Origin of the sequence: Microbacterium sp. UBA1097 (genome assembly GCF_002313585.1) — a bacterium.
In the GTDB taxonomy this organism is placed as follows: Bacteria; Actinomycetota; Actinomycetes; order Actinomycetales; family Microbacteriaceae; genus Microbacterium.
Genome location: NZ_DCBW01000039.1, coordinates 10,146 through 28,484, shown reverse-complemented (window position 1 = coordinate 28,484; position 18,339 = coordinate 10,146). Strand labels below are relative to the sequence as shown.

The following is an 18,339-nucleotide window of genomic DNA, read 5'->3' as shown; positions in this document are numbered from 1 at the left end:
GGCTCCGTTAGGGAAGGCCCGCGGAAGCCGAGGCCTTCGTGCGGGGCGGACGTTGGCAGTGCGGACAGAAGTGGGAGGAGCGGTTCGTGAACGATACCTTCACGATGGGGGCACCACACCGTGCGCACGGCTGGCCGGTGCGTCCGTACGCATTCAGGGAGTGCGCGAAGTATCCGGCCTGCCCGTTCACGTTGACGTACTGGGCGTCAAAGCTCGTTCCGCCGTCGGCGAGAGCCTTCTCGAGCACGGCCTGCACCTCGGCGATGAGGCGATGGACGGCCCGCGTGGTCAGGTGCGAGGCTGAAGTATCGGGGTGGATCCGCGCCGCCCACAGCGACTCGTCGGCGTAGATGTTCCCGATGCCCGACACCACGGTTTGGTCCAGAAGCACGCGCTTGATGGCAGACGCCTTGTGCTCCAGAGTGCGGCGAAAGGCCCGAACGTCGAATCCTGGATCCAGGGGATCGCGCGCAATGTGCGCGACCTGAGCCGGGACGAGGGCGTCGTCAGTGCCGTATCCGCCAGCGAGTCCATCTCGCGTGCCCTGAAGTGGGTCGATCGCGAGCGAGCCGAACGTGCGCTGATCGGCGAAGACGACGGCAAGGTCGCCGTGATTCGGATGCCGAATGTCGAGCCGCACGCGCTCGTGCCGCTCCGGAGGCGCCCCGGAAGGGCGCAGCAGCATCTGTCCGCTCATACCGAGGTGAGCGACAAGGGCCTCCGTCGGCGGTGCGCCGGGATCACGGGGCGCCAGCGGAATCCACAGGAACTTCCCCCGTCTCGCCGGACCCTCCAGGGTGCGGCCGAGGAGACGTGTCTCGAAGTCTGACGCTCCCGGGGGATGCCGCGTCAGTGCGCGATCATCGGAGACGGTTGCCGCCTCGATCACGGCACCCGTGACAGCCGGCGCGAGACCAGCGCGGACAACCTCGACCTCGGGAAGCTCAGGCACCGTGCTCAGGCCCCGATGTCAGCTACGCGAGGTGAGGTCGCGCCAGGCCCGGAGGGCAGCGGCCATTTCGGCGTGCTTCTTGCTGGTGCCGACACCCTCGGCTCGGTGGTCGCCGACGACCACGACAGCGGTGAAGCGGCGGTCATGATCGGGCCCGGTCGATGAGACCTCGTACGCCGGCGGAGCGACGCTGCGACGGGCGGCAAGCTCTTGCAATGCGGTCTTCGGGTCGACTGCGGCGCCGTACCGGTCGGGGTCGGAAAGCAGTGGCTCAATGAGCCGTAGAACCAGGTCGGATGCCGCATCCGGCCCCGCCGACAGATAGGTGGCCCCGAACACTGCTTCCATGGTGTCGGCCAGGATCGAGTCCTTCTCCCGGCCTCCGGTCTGTTCCTCGCCGCGCCCGAGCTTGACATAGGCGCCGAGATCGATGCCCCGGGCAACCTCTGCCAGCGCGACGGTCGACACGACGGCAGCGCGGCGCTTGGCAAGCGCACCCTCGTCGAGCTCGGGATGCGCGCGGAACAGCCGCACCGTAACTGCCTGGCCGAGTACTGAGTCACCGAGGAACTCAAGTCGCTCGTTGTGAGGAACTCCGCCGTTCTCGTACGCCCAGGACCTGTGGGTCAGTGCCAGCGCGAGAAGCTCGGGGTCAATGTCGACCCCGAGCTTCTGCGCGAGTTCAGCGGACTCGCGAGTCGTCACGTCGCTACGACGCTCAGACGTCGGCGACCTTGCGGCCCTTGTACTCCAGGAACAGCTCGGTGCCCTGCGAGTCGGTGACGACCTTCGCCTGGTGCGGGCGGCTGTAGACGGTCTTACCGTTCTCAACGGTCTTGACGAGGGTGGGCGCGTCGGCCTTCCACTGCGCACGGCGCGAGCGGGTGTTCGAACGCGAGACCTTGCGCTTCGGGGGGTTACCAGCCATTGTTCAGCTCATCTCTTTCTTCTCGGCAGCCACTCACGCGCGTGCGTCGTGGTCGCCGTGGTCTGTGGTGTCGTCCTGGGTGCTGTAGCCCTGGAGCGCCGCCCACCGGGGATCGATGGGTTCGCTCGCGGGCGAACCGGTGCTCTCGGTCAGTCGCTCACCCGTGACCGGATCAAGGCCGGGGCAATCCGGCTGACACACCGGCTGAAATGGAAGCGACAGGACTACCGCATCCCTGACCAGAGTTTCAAGATCCACGTGGTCGTCTTGAACCTCGAAGTCAGTTTCTTCCTGCCCAGGATACGCGAAAAGCTCCTGGAACGCGACGCGGACGCTCTCGGCGACCTCCCCCAGACACCGTCCACACACCCCGGTGTACTCGGTGTCGACCTCGCCGGTGGCGAGAATCCCCTCGTGGACGCTCTCCACACGCACGTCCAGAACGAGCGGCTCGCCCTCCGCGACGGAGACCAACCCTTCGCCCCACTTCTGCGGGGCCGGTATCTCCAGAGAGAACTCCCGCATTTCGCCGGGACGGTGCGTGATGTCGCGGACGGGGACGACGAACGGTCCGGAGTGCTGCCTACTCACGGGGGTCCATGCTACCCGCGTGGGAGAGAGCAGTCTCGGTGCCGGGTCAGAGGTCGTGGCCGCCGGTGTGCAGGAATCGAGCTACCGCGGGCGGGACATAGGCCGATACGTCGCCGCCGAGGGCTGCCACCTGCCGCACCAGTGAGCTCGACACCATCGCGTGCGAGGGATCGGGCAGCAAGAAGACGGTCTCCACGTCCGCGAGGTCACGGTTGACGACCGCCATGGGTACTTCGTAGACGACATCCGCCTGCGAACGGATGCCCTTGACGAGCACGCCGGCGTTGACATCGCGCGCGTAGTCGACGAGCAGGCCGACGCTCCAGGAGGCAACGACAACGCTGCCCTCGATGTCTGCCTCAGCGATGGACTGCTCCAGCAGAGACAGCCGCTGCGCAATCGGAAGCATCGCTTCTTTGCCGGGGTTGTGTACGACGACCACGTGCAACTGGTCGTACAGTCTCGCCGCGCGACGGATGACGTCGAGGTGACCCCGCGTCGGCGGATCGAAGGAACCCGGAACCACGGCGATCCGACTGTTCATGCCTTCAGCCTATCGGGGGTCAGCATCAGTTCTTGGCGAGAGCCGCCCGCTCCTGTTGGCCGACCCGCCGCTCGATCTCATCCGAGAGCGGTCGGTGAGACAGCAGCGCCGGATCGCTGGCCAGGATGTCTTCAGCTGCTGACCGAGCGCGGGCGATGAGATCGGCATCCGTCACGACGCGCAGCAGGCGCAGCGACGATCTGGCGCCGGACTGCGCTGCACCCAGCACGTCACCCTCGCCGCGCAGTTCGAGATCGACTTCGGCGAGGGCGAATCCATCGAGGGTCGCCGCCACGGCCTCCACGCGCTCACGCCCCGACGTGCCTACCTCGCTCTCGGTCACGAGCAGACACAGCCCCGGCACGGAACCGCGGCCGACGCGGCCACGCAGCTGATGCAGCTGAGACACGCCGAATCGGTCGGCCTCGAGAATCACCATCGTCGAGGCGTTCGGAACGTCCACGCCCACCTCGACGACAGTTGTTGCCACGAGCACATCGATACTCCCCGCCGCGAAGGCCTGCATGACGGCATCCTTCTGCTCTGCGGGCATCTTGCCGTGGAGGATCTCAACCGAGAGCTTGTCGAATGCCGGATGCCGCGACAGCAGTTCGGCGACCTGCACCACGCCCCAGCGCGTCTTACGCGAGGACTCCTCTGCCGCGGCTGTGGCAGACTCGGCTGCCGGAACCTCGGCTACCTCGTCTGCTGCCGGCTTGCCGGATGCGGCGGCATCGATCGACGGGCACACGACGAAGGCCTGGCGCCCCTGGGCCACCTCCTCGGCCACGCGCTCCCACACGCGCGCGAACCACGCGGGGCGGTCGGCGACCGGCGCAACGAACGATTCGATACCGGCTCGTCCCGCGGGCATCGACCGAATCGTGGAGACGTCGAGGTCACCGAAGACGGTCATCGCAACCGTTCGAGGAATCGGCGTGGCGGTGAGCACGAGAGCGTGCGGGGTGGTCCCCTTTGCCCGCAACGCCTCACGCTGGTCCACACCGAACCGGTGCTGCTCGTCAACGACGACCAGCCCGAGGTCGGCAAAGGTCGTCGCGTCGCTCAGGAGCGCGTGCGTGCCCACGACGATGCGCGACTGCCCGGATGCCACGCGCAGCGCCGCACGACGCCGCTCGGCCGCCGTCAACTGACCGGTCAGCAGTGTCGGCATGAGCTCGACCGCCAGGTCGGGGCCGAGCATCCGAGCGATCGAGCGCAGATGCTGAGAAGCGAGCACCTCGGTCGGAGCGATGAGCGCGGACTGGCCGCCGCTCTGGGCCACCTGCAGCATCGCGCGCAGCGCCACGAGCGTCTTGCCCGACCCGACCTCACCCTGAACGAGCCGATTCATCGGCCACTCGCCGACCAGATCCCGGGCGATCTGGTCACCGACAGTGATCTGATCCGGAGTTCGATTGAAGGGCAACGAGGCGTCGAACCGATCGAGGAGTGCGCCGGGCTCACGCGGGGTCGCCGACATCGCGCGCACGAACTGTCGCTGCTGCAGCAGGGCCGTCTGCAGCACCAGCGCCTCATGCCAGCGCAAGGTCTGCCGCGCGGGCTCAACCTGGTCGGGAAAGTCCGGGCGATGGATGCGCTCGAACGCCATGCGATACGACAGCAGACCATGCGCCCGCCGCAGATCCTCGGGCAGCGGCTCCGGCAGATCGTCGAGGCCGTCGAGGACCATCCCGACGAACTTCGCGATCTGCCAGCTGGCCAGCGACGCGGTGGCCGGGTAGATCGGCACGGGAAGGTTAGCGGTGGCTTCTGCCGTCGCCCTCGCTCGGTCTTCGTCGTCGAACAGCTCATAGTCCGGGTGCGCGAGCTGCAACGAACGGCGGTACTCGCCCACCTTGCCGGCGAACACCCCGCGCCTGCCGGGGACCAGCTCTCTCATCCGCCACGCCTGGTTGAAGAACGTCAGGGTGAGTTCCCCGTTGCCGTCGCTGATCACCACCTCGAGCAGAGAACCCCGGCGATTCTGCATCCGTCGCTCGGACGCCCTGCGGACTTCGGCGACGATCGTGACCGGTTCGCCGATCGGCAGAGACGCGATGGGTGTGAGCTCTCCGCGGCGCGCGTAACGGCGTGGGTAGTGCTCGAGCAGGTCACCCACCGTGCGCATCGCAAACGCACGCTCGAGTGCCTTGGCCGTTTTGCCGCCGAGCGCGCCGTCCAGTCGCGACGACAGCGTGAGAGCGACCATGCACCTGAGTTTAGGCAGAGCCTCCGACGCGCGAAGACCGGGTGAGCGCCCGCGGCGGCGCTGTACCGGTTTGTACAGTGGACGCGTGACACGGATCATCGCCGGGGCCGCCGGCTCCCTGAGCCTCGAGGTTCCGGAAAGCGGCACGCGACCGACCAGCGACCGGGTCCGCGAATCGGTCTTCGGCTCGCTCGACGCGTCAGGGGCCATCGCCGGCGCCCGGGTACTCGACCTCTACGCCGGGTCGGGGGCGCTGGGGCTGGAAGCGCTCAGCCGCGGCGCGGCATCCGTCGACCTCGTCGAGAAGTCGCCGCGGGCAGCGAGCGTCATCGAACGCAACGCGGGGCGCGTGCGGCACGCTGTCGGCGGCGCGTACCGCGTGCATCGAACCGCAGCGGATGCCTACCTCGCCGCCCCGCACGAACCGTACGAGCTCGTCTTCATCGATCCCCCGTACGACCTCGGTGAGGACGACCTCGCCCAAACCCTGCGGCTTCTCGTCCCCTCGCTCGCGCCGGATGCGATCGTCGTGGCCGAGCGTGCCGCACGATCGCCCGAACCCGCTCTTCCGGCCGGACTCACGCTCGCGCGTCACCGCCGGTACGGTGACACCGCGATCTGGTGGCTCCGGTGCGCACCCAGCGTCGCTGACGCCGACGATCAGCCGCGCGACGAATCCCAGTCACGATAGGGATCCCACCCACCGCTGCCCTCGAAGGGTGCCCCGTCGACCAGGACCGGCGTCTCTCCGTGCTCGCGGACCACCCCGATGATTTGGAAGGCGTCGGGCACAGCATCCGTCGCCGGGAACGTCGCGAGCAGGCCGTGGTCCTCACCGCCGGAGAGCGCGTCGTCGGGGTGAGGCCCGAGCGCGTCGCGACGCAGATCGAGGGTGACACCGGATGCCGCGGCCATGCGCCCGGCGTCGAGGACGAGGCCGTCCGACAGATCCATCATTGCCGTGGCGCCGGCGAGGGCTGCCCGCACCCCGTCGGTGATGCCCGGCGCGGGCCGCAGTTGCGCGTCGAGTTCCCGAGCCTCGTCGGCTGTCAGATCCGCCCGGTCCACGGGGACCGGGTTGCCGGCGGCATCCCGGAAGCGGTCGAAAAGCAGGCGCAAGCCGCGAGCGGCATCCCCGAGACGCCCCGTGGCAGCGACGACGTCTCCAGGCCGAGCCCCTGACCGGCGCACCGCGGGGCGACCTTCGAGGGTGCCCAGCGCGGTCACCGCGACGGTGAGGACATCCGATACCGTCAGGTCGCCGCCCTCCACGACGCAACCGGGTGCGAGGGCTTCACACCCGGCACGAAGCCCGCGGGCAAGGTCGACGACAAAGGAGAGGCGGGTGGCATCGGGCATTGCGAGGGCGACGAGGAGCGATGTCGGGCGCGCACCCATCGCGGCGATATCGGCGAGGTTGACGGCTGCCGCTTTCCATCCGAGGTCGAACCCACTCGACCAGGCGAGGCGGAAGTCCGGACCATGCACGAGAGTGTCGACCGTCGCGACCACGCGACCATCGGATGCCGTCAGCACTGCCGCGTCATCACCCGGCCCCACCTCGGCCGCCGAAGGCCCCAGCTCCCGCAGGATTGCTGACAGTATCTCGCCCTCGGAGAGCTCACCAACCCAGGGATCCTGCATCGTCCCACGCTACCGCGGCGGTAGATTGGACCAATGCCTCTTGCCCGTCGCACCATCGCCGTGATGGTGATGTGCGCGACGAGCATGGTCGCCCTCGCGGCGTGCAGCACGACGGTCTCGCTGCAACCGGTGCCCGACGCGAACAACCCGCGCTGTGCTGAGGTGACGGTACGGTTCCCGCAGACCCTCGACGGTTTCGAGCGTCGCTGGACGGATGCCCAGGCGACTGGCGCGTGGGGAGAGCAGGGCGGCGGCAGCAACATCATCGTCGCCTGCGGCGTTGATGTTCCCGGTCCGACGACCCTTCCGTGCTCGACCCTCAGCGGTGTCGACTGGATCGTCGACGACACCGACGCGCCCTACTACCGGATCACCTCGTTCGGCACCGATCCCGCGGTGCAGGTCTACCTCGACAGCGACACAGTCTCGAGCGCCGAGGTCCTCGACACACTCGGGAACATCATCGTCGACACGCTCCCCGTGAACGGTCTGCAGTGCACTGACCAGGTCAGCGGCTCCTCATCCGCCGAGGGCTGACTCCGCGCCGGCTTCGATGCGTGGCGGTCAGGTGCGCGCGAGGGCGGTGTCCAGAAGGTCGCTGATCAACTCGGTGTAGGTCATCCCCGAGGCGATCCAACACTTCGGGAACATCGAGATCGGCGTGAAGCCGGGCATCGTGTTCAGCTCGTTGACGTAGATCCCCGCGGGAGTGAGGAAGAAGTCCACGCGCGCGAGTCCTCGCCCGCCAACGGCTTCGAAGGCACGGACTGCCGCCGCCTGCAGCGCCGCAACCTCGTCTTCTGTAAGCGCGGCGGGGCACACGACCTCGGCACCGTCGCCGCCGAGGTACTTGCCTTCGAAGTCATAGAACTCGCGCGTTGTCAGCACGATCTCGCCCGGCAACGATGCACGTGCAGGTGCCGCCCCCGGCGACGCAAGCACGGCGACCTCGATCTCGCGCCCGACGATGGCGGTCTCCACGAGCGCTTTGTCATCTTCGGCGAGCGCGAGCTCGACAGCGGCGTCGAACTCATCCCAATCGTGCACCTTCGAGACACCGACGCTGGATCCGGCCCGAGAGGGCTTGACGAAGTTCGGAACGCCGAGAGCGCGCGCAGCCGCTCGCGCAGCATCCGGATCCGCCGCCCAAGAATCGCGTGTGATCGTCACCCAGGGCGCGACGGTCACCCCGGATGCCTGCAGCACGATCTTCATGAAGTGCTTGTCCATGCATAGCGCCGAATCCAACACACCGCCTCCCGCGTACGGGATGCCGAGGGTGTCGAGAAAACCTTGAACGGTGCCGTCCTCGCCGTGGACTCCGTGGAGGATCGGCAGCACAACCTCGAGTGAACCGAGCGTGTCGACGCTCCCGTCAGCGTGGCGTACGCGGAGCACGCGGTCGGCACCGCCTTCGGGCCAGAGCACGCGCGTGCCGTTGTCGCTCACCTCGGGAAGGTGCGCAGCGTCGAGCGCGAACTTGTCGGGGTCGTCCTCTTCGAGGACGAAGATGCCGTCGCGGGTGATGCCGACCGGAATGACCCGGAAACGCTCACGGTCGAGTGCCCGCAGCACCCCTCCCGCCGTGACGGAGCTGATCGAGTGCTCGCTGGAGCGACCGCCAAACAGCACCGCCACCGTCGCCTGTGCCATTCTGCGTCCTCTCGCCCTGGGGTTCGTCGTCATCCGTTGTGAGGTGCGGCGCGATATCGCGGGGATTCATCGTGCCGTCCAGAACCATCTTCACCTGCTCAACGATCGGCATGTCGATGCCGGCCTCGGCGGCAAGCGCCAAGACGGGGGCAACAGACGCAAGACCTTCGGCGGTCTGCTCCATCTGCTTCACCACATCCTGGAAGCTGTAGCCCTGGCCGAGAAGACGGCCGGCTGTGTTGTTTCGGCTGAGCGGTGACTGGCACGTCGCGATCAGGTCACCAAGCCCCGCGAGTCCCTGCAGGGTAGCGGGGTGGGCGCCCTGTGCGACAGCGAAGTCTGTCATTTCGACAAGGCCGCGCGTGATGATCGACGCCTTCGTGTTCTCGCCGTAACCGACGCCGTCGACGATGCCGATCGCGACGGCGATCAGGTTCTTGAGCACGCCGCCGAATTCTGTACCGACGACGTCAGTGTTCACGAACGTCCGGAAATACGAGTTGCGGGCTCGCCGGGCGACGGCATCCGCTGTCTCCTGGCTGCTGGATGCGATGACCGCCGCGGTCGGCTGTTCTTTCGCGATCTCCAGGGCCAGGTTAGGCCCGGATGCGACAGCGATGAGGTCAGGATCGCACCGCAGCTCCTGCTCGATCACCTGACTCATCCGCAGACCGGTCTTGCGCTCGACGCCCTTCATCAGCGACACGACCGGAACACCGGCATCGGCGATGAGCGGACGGATCGTCTTCAGGTTCTGCCGAAGGGCCTGGCTCGGCACTGACAGGTAGATCTGCTCGGCCCCCGCCATAGCCTCCTCCAGACGGGAGGTCGCGGTCATGTGCCGAGGAAGGTTTATGCCCGGCAGGTAGTGGCTGTTGCGCTTGGCTTCGGTGATTTCAGCGGCAAGCTCGGGGCGCCGAGCCCACATCGTCACACGGGCACCACCGTCGGCGAGCACCTTGCCGAAGGTCGTGCCCCAACTGCCGGCACCGACCACGGTCACCCGGGGACGGGCGGCATCCTCTTTACGACTCAAGACGCCCGGTCTCCTTCTGCCCGTGGGATGCCGGATCCCAGCGTTCCGCTGGAGGGGTCTCGCCGCGCAGCACGCCCTCGAGACGTGCGATCTCGGCCATCAGCAGATCGGTGGCCGCGACAAGGGCGGATGCCTCGCGCGTCCGCCCCGCGAAAGCCGAGAGATCCAGCGGGTCGCCCACCAGCACGCGTACACGCTTGCGCAGCGGCCACAGGCTGAGCTTGCCGTAGCGCGGCAGGATGCGCTGCACACCCCAGTGCGCCACAGGGACCAGCGGGATGCCGCCCTCGAGCGCCAGGCGCACGGCTCCGGTCTTTCCCCGCATGGGCCACAGGTCCGGGTCGCGCGTGAGGCTGCCCTCGGGGTAGACGATCACGCCGCGACCTGCCTCCACCAAATGCTCCGCCTGCGCCATGGTCTGCTTGGCAGAGCCGGCAGACGATGCGCGCGCTACCGGGATCATGCCTGTGGCACGAAGGATCGCGCCCAGGACAGGGACCCGGAACAGGCTCTCCTTGGCCATGAAGCGAGGCGCCCGTCCCATCCCCCACACGGCGCGCGCAACGATGATCGGATCGAACTCGCTCATGTGGTTGGGCGCGAGCACGAATGCTCCTTCGCGGGGCAGCTTGTGGCCATCGGTGATGTCGACACGCGCCAGGATTCCCAGCAGCGGCACGACAATGGCTGCCAACGGCCAGAAGAGGCTGGGCCGCGTCTTCTCCGAGGAGGCTCGCGGTTTGGGGTCGCCCATGTCAGCCGACGATATCGAAATCTGCGCCGAGCGCCGAAAGCTTCGTGAAGAGCTTCTCGTAGCCGCGGCTCAGAATCCCGACGCCACGGACGGTGGATTCCCCGTCGGCGGTGAGCGCCGCAATCAGGTGGCTGTACCCGCCGCGCAGGTCGGGCACGACGACGTCAGCCCCGTGCAGCGGCGTAGGACCGGTCACGACGGCTGCCTGCTCGAGAGCGCGCCGCGGAACGCGACGGTACGGCGCGTCCAGGCCATCGCGGTGCACGGCGATGCTGGCTCCCATCTTGTTCAGGGCGTCAGTGAAACCGAACCGGTTCTCGTAAACCGTCTCGTGCACGACTGACTCGCCTTCGGCCTGCGTGAGCGCGACGATGAGCGGCTGCTGCCAATCGGTCATGAACCCGGGGTGCACGTCGGTCTCGACGATGACCGGCTTGAGGGGTCCGCCGCGGCGGAACTGGATGCCGTCCTCGCGCACGTCGAACCAGCCACCGGCCTTGCGGTAGATGTTCAAGAAGGTGAGCATCTCCTGCTGCTTCGCGCCCTCGACGAAGATGTCACCATCGGTCGCCAGTGCGGCGGACGCCCACGACGCGGCTTCGTTGCGGTCGAAGATGCAGCGGTGGTCGTACCCTGTGAGCTCGTCGACGCCCTCGATGAGGATGACGCGGTTGGGCTCGTAAGAGATGATCGCGCCCATCTTCTGCAGCACAGCGATCAGATCCATGATCTCGGGCTCGATAGCCGCGCCCCGAAGCTCGGTCACACCGGCGGCACGCACGGCGGTCAGCAGCACCTGCTCGGTGGCTCCGACGCTCGGGTAGGGCAGTTCGATGTTCGCGCCGTGGAGCCCCTCGGGCGCCGAGAGCCGGATGCCGGTCGGCAGCTTCTCGACGACCGCTCCGAACTGACGAAGTGCATCCAGGTGGAAGTTGATCGGGCGGTCGCCGATTCGGCACCCGCCGAGGTCGGGGATGAACGCTTCACCGAGCAGGTGCAGGAGCGGACCGCAGAAGAGGATCGGAATGCGGGAAGCACCGGCGTGGGCGTCGATCTCTTCCATGTGGGCCGACACGGCATCCGTCGGATCGAGCACGAGCGAGCCCGGTTCTGCTCCGTCGCTGACCTTGACCCCGTGAACTTCGAGCAGCGAACGGACGACCCGGACATCGCTGATCTGCGGCACATCGCGCAGGGTGCTGGGAGAGTCGCCGAGCAGCGATGCCACCATCGCCTTGGTCGCGAGATTCTTCGCGCCAGTGACGGTGACCCGTCCCCGGAGCGGACGTCCGCCGCGCACCAGCAGCACCTCGCCGGTCGGTTCGGTAGCTGCCGCCTGCGCGGCGTCGTCGCTCAGAAGCGTCTTCATCCGGGGTGAACCTCACTTGTATCTCGGCATCGCTGGACCGATCGGGTCTGCTGATGCCTCGGTAGTCGGCTACGGAACGGGGAGGGTTCGCGGCCGCCAGGATGCGCGGCGCGACTCGAACTGGGTGATCGCTTCTTCGTTTCGCAGTGTGAGCCCGATGTCGTCGAGCCCCTCCAGGAGCCGCCATCTAGTGTAATCGTCGATCTCGAAAGCGACCTGAAGGTCGCCGATCGTCGCGCTGCGCGCCTCGAGGTCCACCGTCATCTGGACACCGGGCTCGGCATCGATCGCGGCCCAGATCGCCTCGAGGTCGCTCTCGCTGACGACACCGGTGAGCAGGCCCTGCTTGCCCGAATTGCCGCGGAAGATGTCGGCGAATTTGGGGCTGAGGACAACCCGGAAACCGAAGTCGCGGAGCGCCCAGACCGCGTGCTCACGACTGGATCCCGTACCGAAGTCGGGACCGGCGACAAGGATCGAAGCGTTCGCGAAGGTCGGCTGGTTCAGGATGAATTCGGGATCCTGACGCCAGTTTGCGAACAACGCGTCCTCGAAGCCGGTCTTCGTGACGCGCTTCAGGTAGACGGCGGGGATGATCTGGTCGGTGTCGACTGCCGAGCGCTTCAGGGGCGCAACGACACCGGTGTGAGTTGTGAACTTGTCCATGTCAGGCCTCCGCTCCGCTGGCAGTAACCGTTTCGCTGACCGCGAGCGGCTCGAGATCGCTCGGGCTCGACAGCGTACCTCGCACAGCGGTGGCTGCGGCTACGAGGGGCGAGACCAGGTGAGTGCGCCCACCCTTGCCCTGGCGGCCCTCGAAGTTTCGGTTGGAGGTCGACGCGCACCGCTCACCGGGTGCCAGCTGGTCGGGGTTCATGCCCAGGCACATCGAGCACCCCGCGAAGCGCCACTCGGCGCCGAAGTCGGTGAAGACCTTGTCGAGACCCTCAGCCTCGGCCTCGAGCCGTACCCGAGCCGATCCCGGAACGACCATGACCCTGACGTTCTCGGCCTTTGTGCGCCCCTGGATGATCGATGCGAAGGCGCGAAGGTCTTCGATGCGGCTGTTGGTGCACGAACCCATGAACACGGCATCCACCGGGACCTCCTTCAGAGGCGTCCCGGGGACCAGGTCCATGTATTCGATGGCACGCTCGGCCGCGGCACGCTCGTTGGGGTCGGTGAACGACTCGGGCGAGGGTACGCGGTCACTGAGCGACACGCCCTGACCGGGGTTGGTCCCCCAGGTGACGAAGGGCTCGAGCTCGTTAGCGTCGATGAAGACCTCGGCGTCGTAGACGGCGCCCTCGTCGCTGGGCAGCGTTCGCCAGTACGCGACGGCATCCTCCCAGTCCTGGCCCTTCGGCGCGTGGGGACGCCCCTCGAGGTAGGCGAAGGTGGTCTCATCCGGGGCGACCATGCCCGCGCGGGCACCGGCCTCGATCGACATGTTGCAGATCGTCATCCGTCCCTCCATGGAGAGGGACCGAATCGCAGAGCCGCGGTACTCGAGGACGTACCCCTGGCCCCCGTTGGTGCCGATCTTCGCGATGACCGCCAGGATGATGTCCTTGGCCGTCACACCGGGCTTGAGCTCCCCCTCGACGGTGATCGCCATCGTCTTGAAGGGCTTCAGAGGCAGCGTCTGGGTAGCGAGAACGTGCTCGACCTCGCTCGTGCCGATGCCGAACGCCATCGCGCCGAACGCGCCATGGGTCGAGGTGTGCGAGTCGCCGCAGACGACGGTGATGCCGGGCATCGTCAGGCCGAGCTGAGGGCCGACAACATGGACGATGCCCTGCTCTTTGTCGCCAAGCGAGTGCAGGCGAACGCCGAACTCCTCGGCGTTGCGGCGCAGCGTCTCGATCTGGGTCCGACTGGTGAGATCCGCGATCGGCTTGTCGATATCGAGCGTCGGGGTGTTGTGGTCTTCGGTGGCGATCGTCAGGTCGAGGCGTCGCACCGGGCGACCCTCGGCGCGAAGCCCGTCGAAGGCCTGCGGGCTCGTCACCTCGTGGACCAGGTGCAGGTCGATGTAGATGAGGTCGGGTTGACCGTTTTCGCCCTTCACGACCAGGTGGTCGTCCCAGACCTTCTCAGCCAGGGTTCGGGGGTGATCGGGAATGCCGACATCGATGGTGGATTCGCTCATGAGCTCTTTCGTTCCAGGAAAAGGTGGTTCAAGCCCGCGACGAAACTCCGCGACGGGGATGGCCTGAGAACTAGGACCCGTCGCGGCCGCTAAGAAGGAGGCGAGCGATCCGCATTCGGTCAGAATACCACCGGTGTCAGGGACGCTCGTCGGAGCGCTCGCTCGGCGTGGGCGGCTCCACCGTCGAGGGCGTGCCCTTCTCGTCGGCGACGACGGATGCCGCATCCGCCGGGTCCGCGGGTTCCGCTTGACCTGCCGCTCGGCGCTCGCGCGACGAGGCGACGAGGCTTGCGACTGTGGCGACAACCATCGAAATCACGATGACGCCGAGCGACATGAGCGTGGAGATCTCAGGCGCCCACTCGATCGGCTCTCCCCCGTTGATGAACGGCAGCTCGTTGACGTGCATCGCATGCAAGAACAGCTTCACGCCGATGAAGGCGAGGATGAAGGCGATGCCGTAGTGCAGGTAGCGGAGTCGGTCGAGCAGGTCGCCGAGCAAGAAGTAGAGCTGGCGCAGCCCCATGAGGGCGAAGATGTTCGCGGTGAACACGATGAAGGCGCTCTGAGTGATGCCGAAGATCGCGGGGATCGAGTCGATCGCGAAGATGAGGTCGGTGACGCCGATGGCGACGAACACGATGATCATTGGCGTGAACATCTTCTTGCCATCGACCACGGTGCGTATCTTCGCTCCGTCGTAGTGGTCGCTGATGTCGACGGTGCGCCGCACGATACGAACGACGAAGTTCTCCTTCTTGACGTCCTCGTCGTGATCGTCGCCGGGGAAGGCTTGTCGGTAGGCGGTCCAGACGAGGAACGCGCCGAAGATGTAGAAGACCCAGCTGAAGTTCTCGATGATCGCGGCGCCGGCGAGGATGAACAGTCCCCGCAGGACGAGGGCGATGATGATGCCCACCATCAGCACTTCCTGCTGGTAGCGCCGTGGCACCGCGAACTGGCTCATGATGAGCACGAAAACGAACAGGTTGTCGATCGACAGGCTGTACTCGGTGAGCCATCCGGCGACGAATTGGCCCGCGTACTCACCACCGGCGATCAACCACATCAGCCCGGCGAAGATCAGCGCGAGCGTCACGTAGAAGACAACCCACAGCGTCGACTCCCGGGTCGAGGGAATGTGGGGGCGCTTGAGGATGATGAGCAAGTCGGCGATGAGGATGAGAGTCAGCGCGACGAGCGAACCGATCTCGAACCAGAGCGGGAGGGTGAGATCCACGAGGGCCTTTCACGGCAGGCGGGCAGGTGTGGGCACCGAAAGTCTCTCCCCCGCCAGGTGGCGGTGCGCGCCCGGGGCCTTCGGCCCGTGATGACGAACGCGCAAGAACGGGATACTCCCTCTCGCCGCTCCAGACTACGTGAGACGAATCGCCGGACGCCGACACTGACGGGGTGAGAGACAATGAGGCGCGCCGATCCGCGACGCGATACAGGGGAACCGATGACCGATTCAGTGACCACGGGCGATGCCGAACTCGTCGCCCGAGCCGCCGGCGGCAGCGAACAGGCCTTCCGGCTGCTGTATCGCGCCTACGTTCGGCCGCTGTACTGGATCGCGCACCGGCTCCTGGGTGACTCCTCGGATGCCGAGGATGTCGTGCAGGAGACGTTCGTCGTCGCCTGGCGGAAGCTGCCCGAGCTCGACCTGGCGTCTGACTCGCTGCTGCCGTGGCTGGCAACCATCTGCCGCTTCCAGGCAGCGAACCGGATGCGAGCTCAGCGGAGAGATAGAGAGAACACCGCGGCGGTGGCAGATGACACGCTTCCCGCGGCGGTGGATGTCGAACAGCAGATGATCGACGAGGAGTACCTTCGCCTCATCGCTGCTGAGATCGCGACGCTCTCCGACACCGATCGGGAGATCCTGCGGCTGTGCGCCGCCGAAGGCTATGCCTACAGCGCCGCGGCCGAGCATCTCGGCATCCCCCACGGCGCTGTCCGCAACCGTCTCTCCCGCATCCGCACGCGTCTGCGGACCGTTGCCAAGGAGAGCACATGAACACCGAAAACCCGCAGCCTTCCGGCGCGGACCGACTCCCGGAAACCGAGACGCGCCCCGCCCTTCCGCCGCTTGACGATGACCGCGTCGCAGTGATGGAAGACCATGTTTTCACGGCCATCGAAGGTGAGCGTGCGGCATCCGTTCGCCGTTCCGTGCGGCGCGGCCGGGTATGGATGACGGGAGCAGCAGCTGCGGCGGTTGTCGCAGTCGCGGCCATCATCTCGCCTGCCGTGCTCAGCGGACTGAGTGCGAACGAGAGCGCGGACAGCGGCATGATGTCAGCCGACATGTCCATGGATGGCGGCATGTCGGGCGGCGAGATCGCGCTCACGGACGGAGCGGTCGTCGACAGTTCGGGCGGCGCCAAAAGCGCGGAATCGGCAGTCGACGACTCCGGCCGCTCGATCATCGCCTCCTCATCTGCAACAGTCGTCGTCGACGACGTGCGCGCCGCCGCAGACCAGATCGCGGCGGGAGCTGACGCGCGCGGCGGGTACGTCGAGTCGATGAGCATCGGATCGGGATACACCGGAATGCCCGTCGACCTGGCAGACCCCACCGTCGCGGTGACCAACGGCTGGATAACCGTGCGCGTACCCGCCGATGAGCTCACTGCCGCCATGGCCGACCTGGAGCAGGTGGGTGAGGTGACGGCATCCTCGATCGACCGGTTCGATGTCACCGACCAGGTCGTCGACCTGCAGGCGAGGGTGGATGCCGCACAGGCGTCAGTCGACCGCCTGGTGGAACTCATGGCGCAGGCGGGGTCGGTGTCGGACCTGATCGCCGCCGAGTCTGCGCTCGCCGAGCGGCAGGCGACGCTCGAGTCCTACCAGCAGCAGCTCGAGACGCTCGAGGACCAGGTCGCGATGTCGTCGCTGAGCGTGTCAATCACCGTGCGTCACGAGGCTGTCGACGCCAACCCCGCGGGGTTCTGGGACGGCCTGGTGGCCGGCTGGAACGGTCTGGTCGCAACGCTCAACGGCATCGTTGTTGCGCTCGGCTTCCTCGTCCCCTGGATTGCCGTCGTCGCGGTAGTCGGCGGGCTGGTCTGGGGAGTCGTCGTTCTGGTTCGCCGGCGACGCAGCCCGGCTTCGGAGGACTGACTCGCGGGCACCGCCCGCTCGCGGGCGATCAGCGCGTGGGCCAGACCCACGCAGGAGCGTCGAGCGACCCCTGACCTCGAAGTCGCGTCTCCCCGCCTGTTTTCTCCAGCGTGTGAACCGTCGCGCCGGACCTCTCCAGCGCGTCGACGAGCGTCTTCGAGTGCGAGACGACGATGATCTGGGCTCGGGTCGCCGCATCCGTGAGCATCGCCGCGAGTGGCTCCAGGATGCTGGGATGCAGGCTGGTCTCGGGTTCGTTGACGGCGATGAGGCTCGCGGGCCGTGTGCTCATGAGAGCCGCCACCCACACGAGGTAGCGCAGCGTCCCGTCGGACAGCTCGGGCGCAGACAGGGGCCGCAGCATCCCCGGCTGTCGCAGCGAGAGTTCGAACCTCCCCGTGTGGTCAGTGACGACAAGCCTGCTGCCGGGGAACGCGAGCTCGATCGCTGCGTCGAGTGCGTGGGGATCACCCTGCTCCCGGATGGTCTGCAGCGCCGAGGCCAGATCGCTCCCATCGGACGCCAGGATCGGAGTCCGTGTGCCGATGGCGGGACGTCGAGCGGGAGCGTCAGCGTCAGTACGGACCGCGTCATAGAAACGCCAGTCGCGCAGGCCTGAGCGAAGGCCCAAGACCTCTGGCGCGGCATCCATGTCGCCGAATTCCGCCAGCATGCTCTCCCACGGTGCGAGCCCTCTCTGCGCCATCTGCCAACCGGCGTCGGTGCGAACACGGTAGATCGCGCCGCGTCGCTCGCAGACGAGCGAGCCGTTGCGAAGCACCGACCCACCCCAGACGGCCTCGGCCTTGATCTCGGGGTCTGCCCAGAACATCGTTGTGGCGGGGATCGGGATGCCAAAATCCATGGCGTAGCCGAAGCCCGCGGCATCCGACCCGAAACCCAGTCGCAGCGCGATCGGTCCTTTCCGCACCGTGCCCTGCACGGGACCGCTCGTCGGCGCGCCGGCCTCAGGCCCGGCCCACAACGTACCCGGAAAACCGCCTTCAGCGGCGAGGGCACGGATGGCGCCTTCCCGCGCCGCGGCCCCCAGCAGACGCAACGAGCGATACAGGCTCGACTTTCCGCTTCCGTTCGCGCCGGTTACAACCGTCAACGGCGAGAGCGGCAGGACCAGGCTTCGGATGGAGCGGTAGCCCTCGATTGCCAATGTGGTCAGCACGGCCGCCAGCCTACGTCGGCGCTCCGACGCTCTCAGGCAGAGGCAGGATGCTTCGCATGGACTTTCCGAGGTAGGAGGAATCCTGGGCGTAGGACGACTGAGCCCTCAAACGTCCTACGCCGGTGAGTTCGCCTACCTGCGAGATTCATCCGCAGAGGGCGCCGCTGCGCGAACAGGCATCCCGAACGCACGAAA

Annotated in this window: 19 protein-coding genes; 4 read left to right on the top strand and 15 right to left on the bottom strand. The window is 67.1% G+C overall.

Translation table 11 applies throughout. From position 1 onward, the window contains the following. Positions 1 to 7 precede the first annotated feature (7 nt). The 6 genes from mutM to B4F19_RS09720 all read right to left on the bottom strand — a co-directional run bounded on the left by mutM (position 8) and on the right by B4F19_RS09720 (position 5,227). Positions 8 to 952, bottom strand: coding sequence for a bifunctional DNA-formamidopyrimidine glycosylase/DNA-(apurinic or apyrimidinic site) lyase (gene mutM, locus B4F19_RS09745; protein ID WP_228178126.1), 945 nt, complete (start codon positions 950 to 952; stop codon positions 8 to 10). Positions 953 to 970: 18 nt separating this feature from the next. Beyond that, positions 971 to 1,657 (bottom strand): ribonuclease III, encoded by a 687-nt coding sequence (gene rnc / locus B4F19_RS09740; RefSeq protein ID WP_228178125.1) that lies wholly within the window; start codon positions 1,655 to 1,657, stop codon positions 971 to 973. A gap of 13 nt (positions 1,658 to 1,670) precedes the next feature. Further along, positions 1,671 to 1,880 carry a 50S ribosomal protein L32 gene (rpmF, locus tag B4F19_RS09735; protein WP_195691641.1) on the bottom strand — a complete coding sequence of 70 codons (210 nt, stop codon included), beginning with the start codon at positions 1,878 to 1,880 and terminating at the stop codon, positions 1,671 to 1,673. A gap of 33 nt (positions 1,881 to 1,913) precedes the next feature. Next, positions 1,914 to 2,405, bottom strand: a complete 492-nt coding sequence (locus tag B4F19_RS09730; protein WP_228178234.1) for a YceD family protein — start codon at positions 2,403 to 2,405, stop codon at positions 1,914 to 1,916. A gap of 112 nt (positions 2,406 to 2,517) precedes the next feature. Then, positions 2,518 to 3,015 carry a pantetheine-phosphate adenylyltransferase gene (coaD, locus tag B4F19_RS09725; RefSeq protein ID WP_228178124.1) on the bottom strand — a complete coding sequence of 166 codons (498 nt, stop codon included), beginning with the start codon at positions 3,013 to 3,015 and terminating at the stop codon, positions 2,518 to 2,520. A gap of 25 nt (positions 3,016 to 3,040) precedes the next feature. Further along, positions 3,041 to 5,227: an ATP-dependent DNA helicase RecG gene (locus B4F19_RS09720; protein WP_292734520.1), complete on the bottom strand. Its 2,187-nt coding sequence runs from the start codon at positions 5,225 to 5,227 to the stop codon at positions 3,041 to 3,043. 85 nt (positions 5,228 to 5,312) lie between these two features. Here B4F19_RS09720 and rsmD point away from each other — a divergent pair, with 85 nt between their 5' ends. Then, positions 5,313 to 5,918 carry a 16S rRNA (guanine(966)-N(2))-methyltransferase RsmD gene (gene rsmD, locus B4F19_RS09715; protein ID WP_228178122.1) on the top strand — a complete coding sequence of 202 codons (606 nt, stop codon included), beginning with the start codon at positions 5,313 to 5,315 and terminating at the stop codon, positions 5,916 to 5,918. Here rsmD and thiL read toward each other — a convergent pair. Continuing rightward, the gene (gene thiL / locus B4F19_RS09710) at positions 5,888 to 6,871 is read right to left on the bottom strand and encodes a thiamine-phosphate kinase (protein ID WP_292726119.1); all 984 of its coding nucleotides are present in this window, start codon (positions 6,869 to 6,871) and stop codon (positions 5,888 to 5,890) included. The two genes, rsmD and thiL, sit on opposite strands and share 31 nt — an antisense overlap. A gap of 33 nt (positions 6,872 to 6,904) precedes the next feature. Here thiL and B4F19_RS09705 point away from each other — a divergent pair, with 33 nt between their 5' ends. After that, complete coding sequence (locus B4F19_RS09705; RefSeq protein ID WP_292734517.1) at positions 6,905 to 7,408, top strand: DUF3515 family protein; 504 nt, start codon at positions 6,905 to 6,907, stop codon at positions 7,406 to 7,408. 27 nt (positions 7,409 to 7,435) lie between these two features. Here B4F19_RS09705 and B4F19_RS09700 read toward each other — a convergent pair whose 3' ends face one another. The 7 genes from B4F19_RS09700 to B4F19_RS09670 form a co-directional block, all read right to left on the bottom strand. After that, positions 7,436 to 8,524: a D-alanine--D-alanine ligase family protein gene (locus B4F19_RS09700; protein WP_292734514.1), complete on the bottom strand. Its 1,089-nt coding sequence runs from the start codon at positions 8,522 to 8,524 to the stop codon at positions 7,436 to 7,438. Beyond that, positions 8,424 to 9,560, bottom strand: a complete 1,137-nt coding sequence (locus B4F19_RS09695) for an NAD(P)H-dependent glycerol-3-phosphate dehydrogenase (protein ID WP_292734511.1) — start codon at positions 9,558 to 9,560, stop codon at positions 8,424 to 8,426. The genes B4F19_RS09700 and B4F19_RS09695 overlap by 101 nt, the downstream gene beginning before the upstream one ends. After that, the gene (locus B4F19_RS09690; protein ID WP_228178117.1) at positions 9,550 to 10,314 is read right to left on the bottom strand and encodes a lysophospholipid acyltransferase family protein; all 765 of its coding nucleotides are present in this window, start codon (positions 10,312 to 10,314) and stop codon (positions 9,550 to 9,552) included. Before B4F19_RS09690 ends, B4F19_RS09695 begins: the two co-directional genes overlap by 11 nt. 1 nt (position 10,315) lies before the next feature. Continuing rightward, positions 10,316 to 11,683: a UDP-N-acetylglucosamine 1-carboxyvinyltransferase gene (gene murA, locus B4F19_RS09685; RefSeq protein WP_228178116.1), complete on the bottom strand. Its 1,368-nt coding sequence runs from the start codon at positions 11,681 to 11,683 to the stop codon at positions 10,316 to 10,318. Positions 11,684 to 11,752: 69 nt separating this feature from the next. Beyond that, on the bottom strand, positions 11,753 to 12,349 hold the full coding sequence (gene leuD / locus B4F19_RS09680; RefSeq protein ID WP_228178115.1) for a 3-isopropylmalate dehydratase small subunit: 597 nt from the start codon (positions 12,347 to 12,349) through the stop codon (positions 11,753 to 11,755). 1 nt (position 12,350) lies between these two features. Next, positions 12,351 to 13,835: a 3-isopropylmalate dehydratase large subunit gene (gene leuC, locus B4F19_RS09675; protein WP_292734507.1), complete on the bottom strand. Its 1,485-nt coding sequence runs from the start codon at positions 13,833 to 13,835 to the stop codon at positions 12,351 to 12,353. A 136-nt stretch (positions 13,836 to 13,971) separates the two neighbouring features. Beyond that, the gene (locus tag B4F19_RS09670) at positions 13,972 to 15,075 is read right to left on the bottom strand and encodes a TerC family protein (protein WP_292734504.1); all 1,104 of its coding nucleotides are present in this window, start codon (positions 15,073 to 15,075) and stop codon (positions 13,972 to 13,974) included. A 222-nt stretch (positions 15,076 to 15,297) separates the two neighbouring features. On the opposite strand from B4F19_RS09670, the gene B4F19_RS09665 reads away from it, so the two are divergent. Both B4F19_RS09665 and B4F19_RS09660 read left to right on the top strand, forming a co-directional pair. Next, on the top strand, positions 15,298 to 15,855 hold the full coding sequence (locus B4F19_RS09665; protein WP_228178113.1) for an RNA polymerase sigma factor: 558 nt from the start codon (positions 15,298 to 15,300) through the stop codon (positions 15,853 to 15,855). Next, entirely contained in the window at positions 15,852 to 16,964 is a 1,113-nt protein-coding gene (locus B4F19_RS09660; RefSeq protein ID WP_292734501.1) for a DUF4349 domain-containing protein, read from the top strand. The genes B4F19_RS09665 and B4F19_RS09660 overlap by 4 nt, the downstream gene beginning before the upstream one ends. A gap of 28 nt (positions 16,965 to 16,992) precedes the next feature. On the opposite strand, the gene B4F19_RS09655 is transcribed toward B4F19_RS09660, so the two are convergent. Beyond that, positions 16,993 to 18,144 (bottom strand): AAA family ATPase, encoded by a 1,152-nt coding sequence (locus tag B4F19_RS09655; RefSeq protein WP_292734498.1) that lies wholly within the window; start codon positions 18,142 to 18,144, stop codon positions 16,993 to 16,995. Between the last annotated feature and the right edge of the window lie 195 nt (positions 18,145 to 18,339).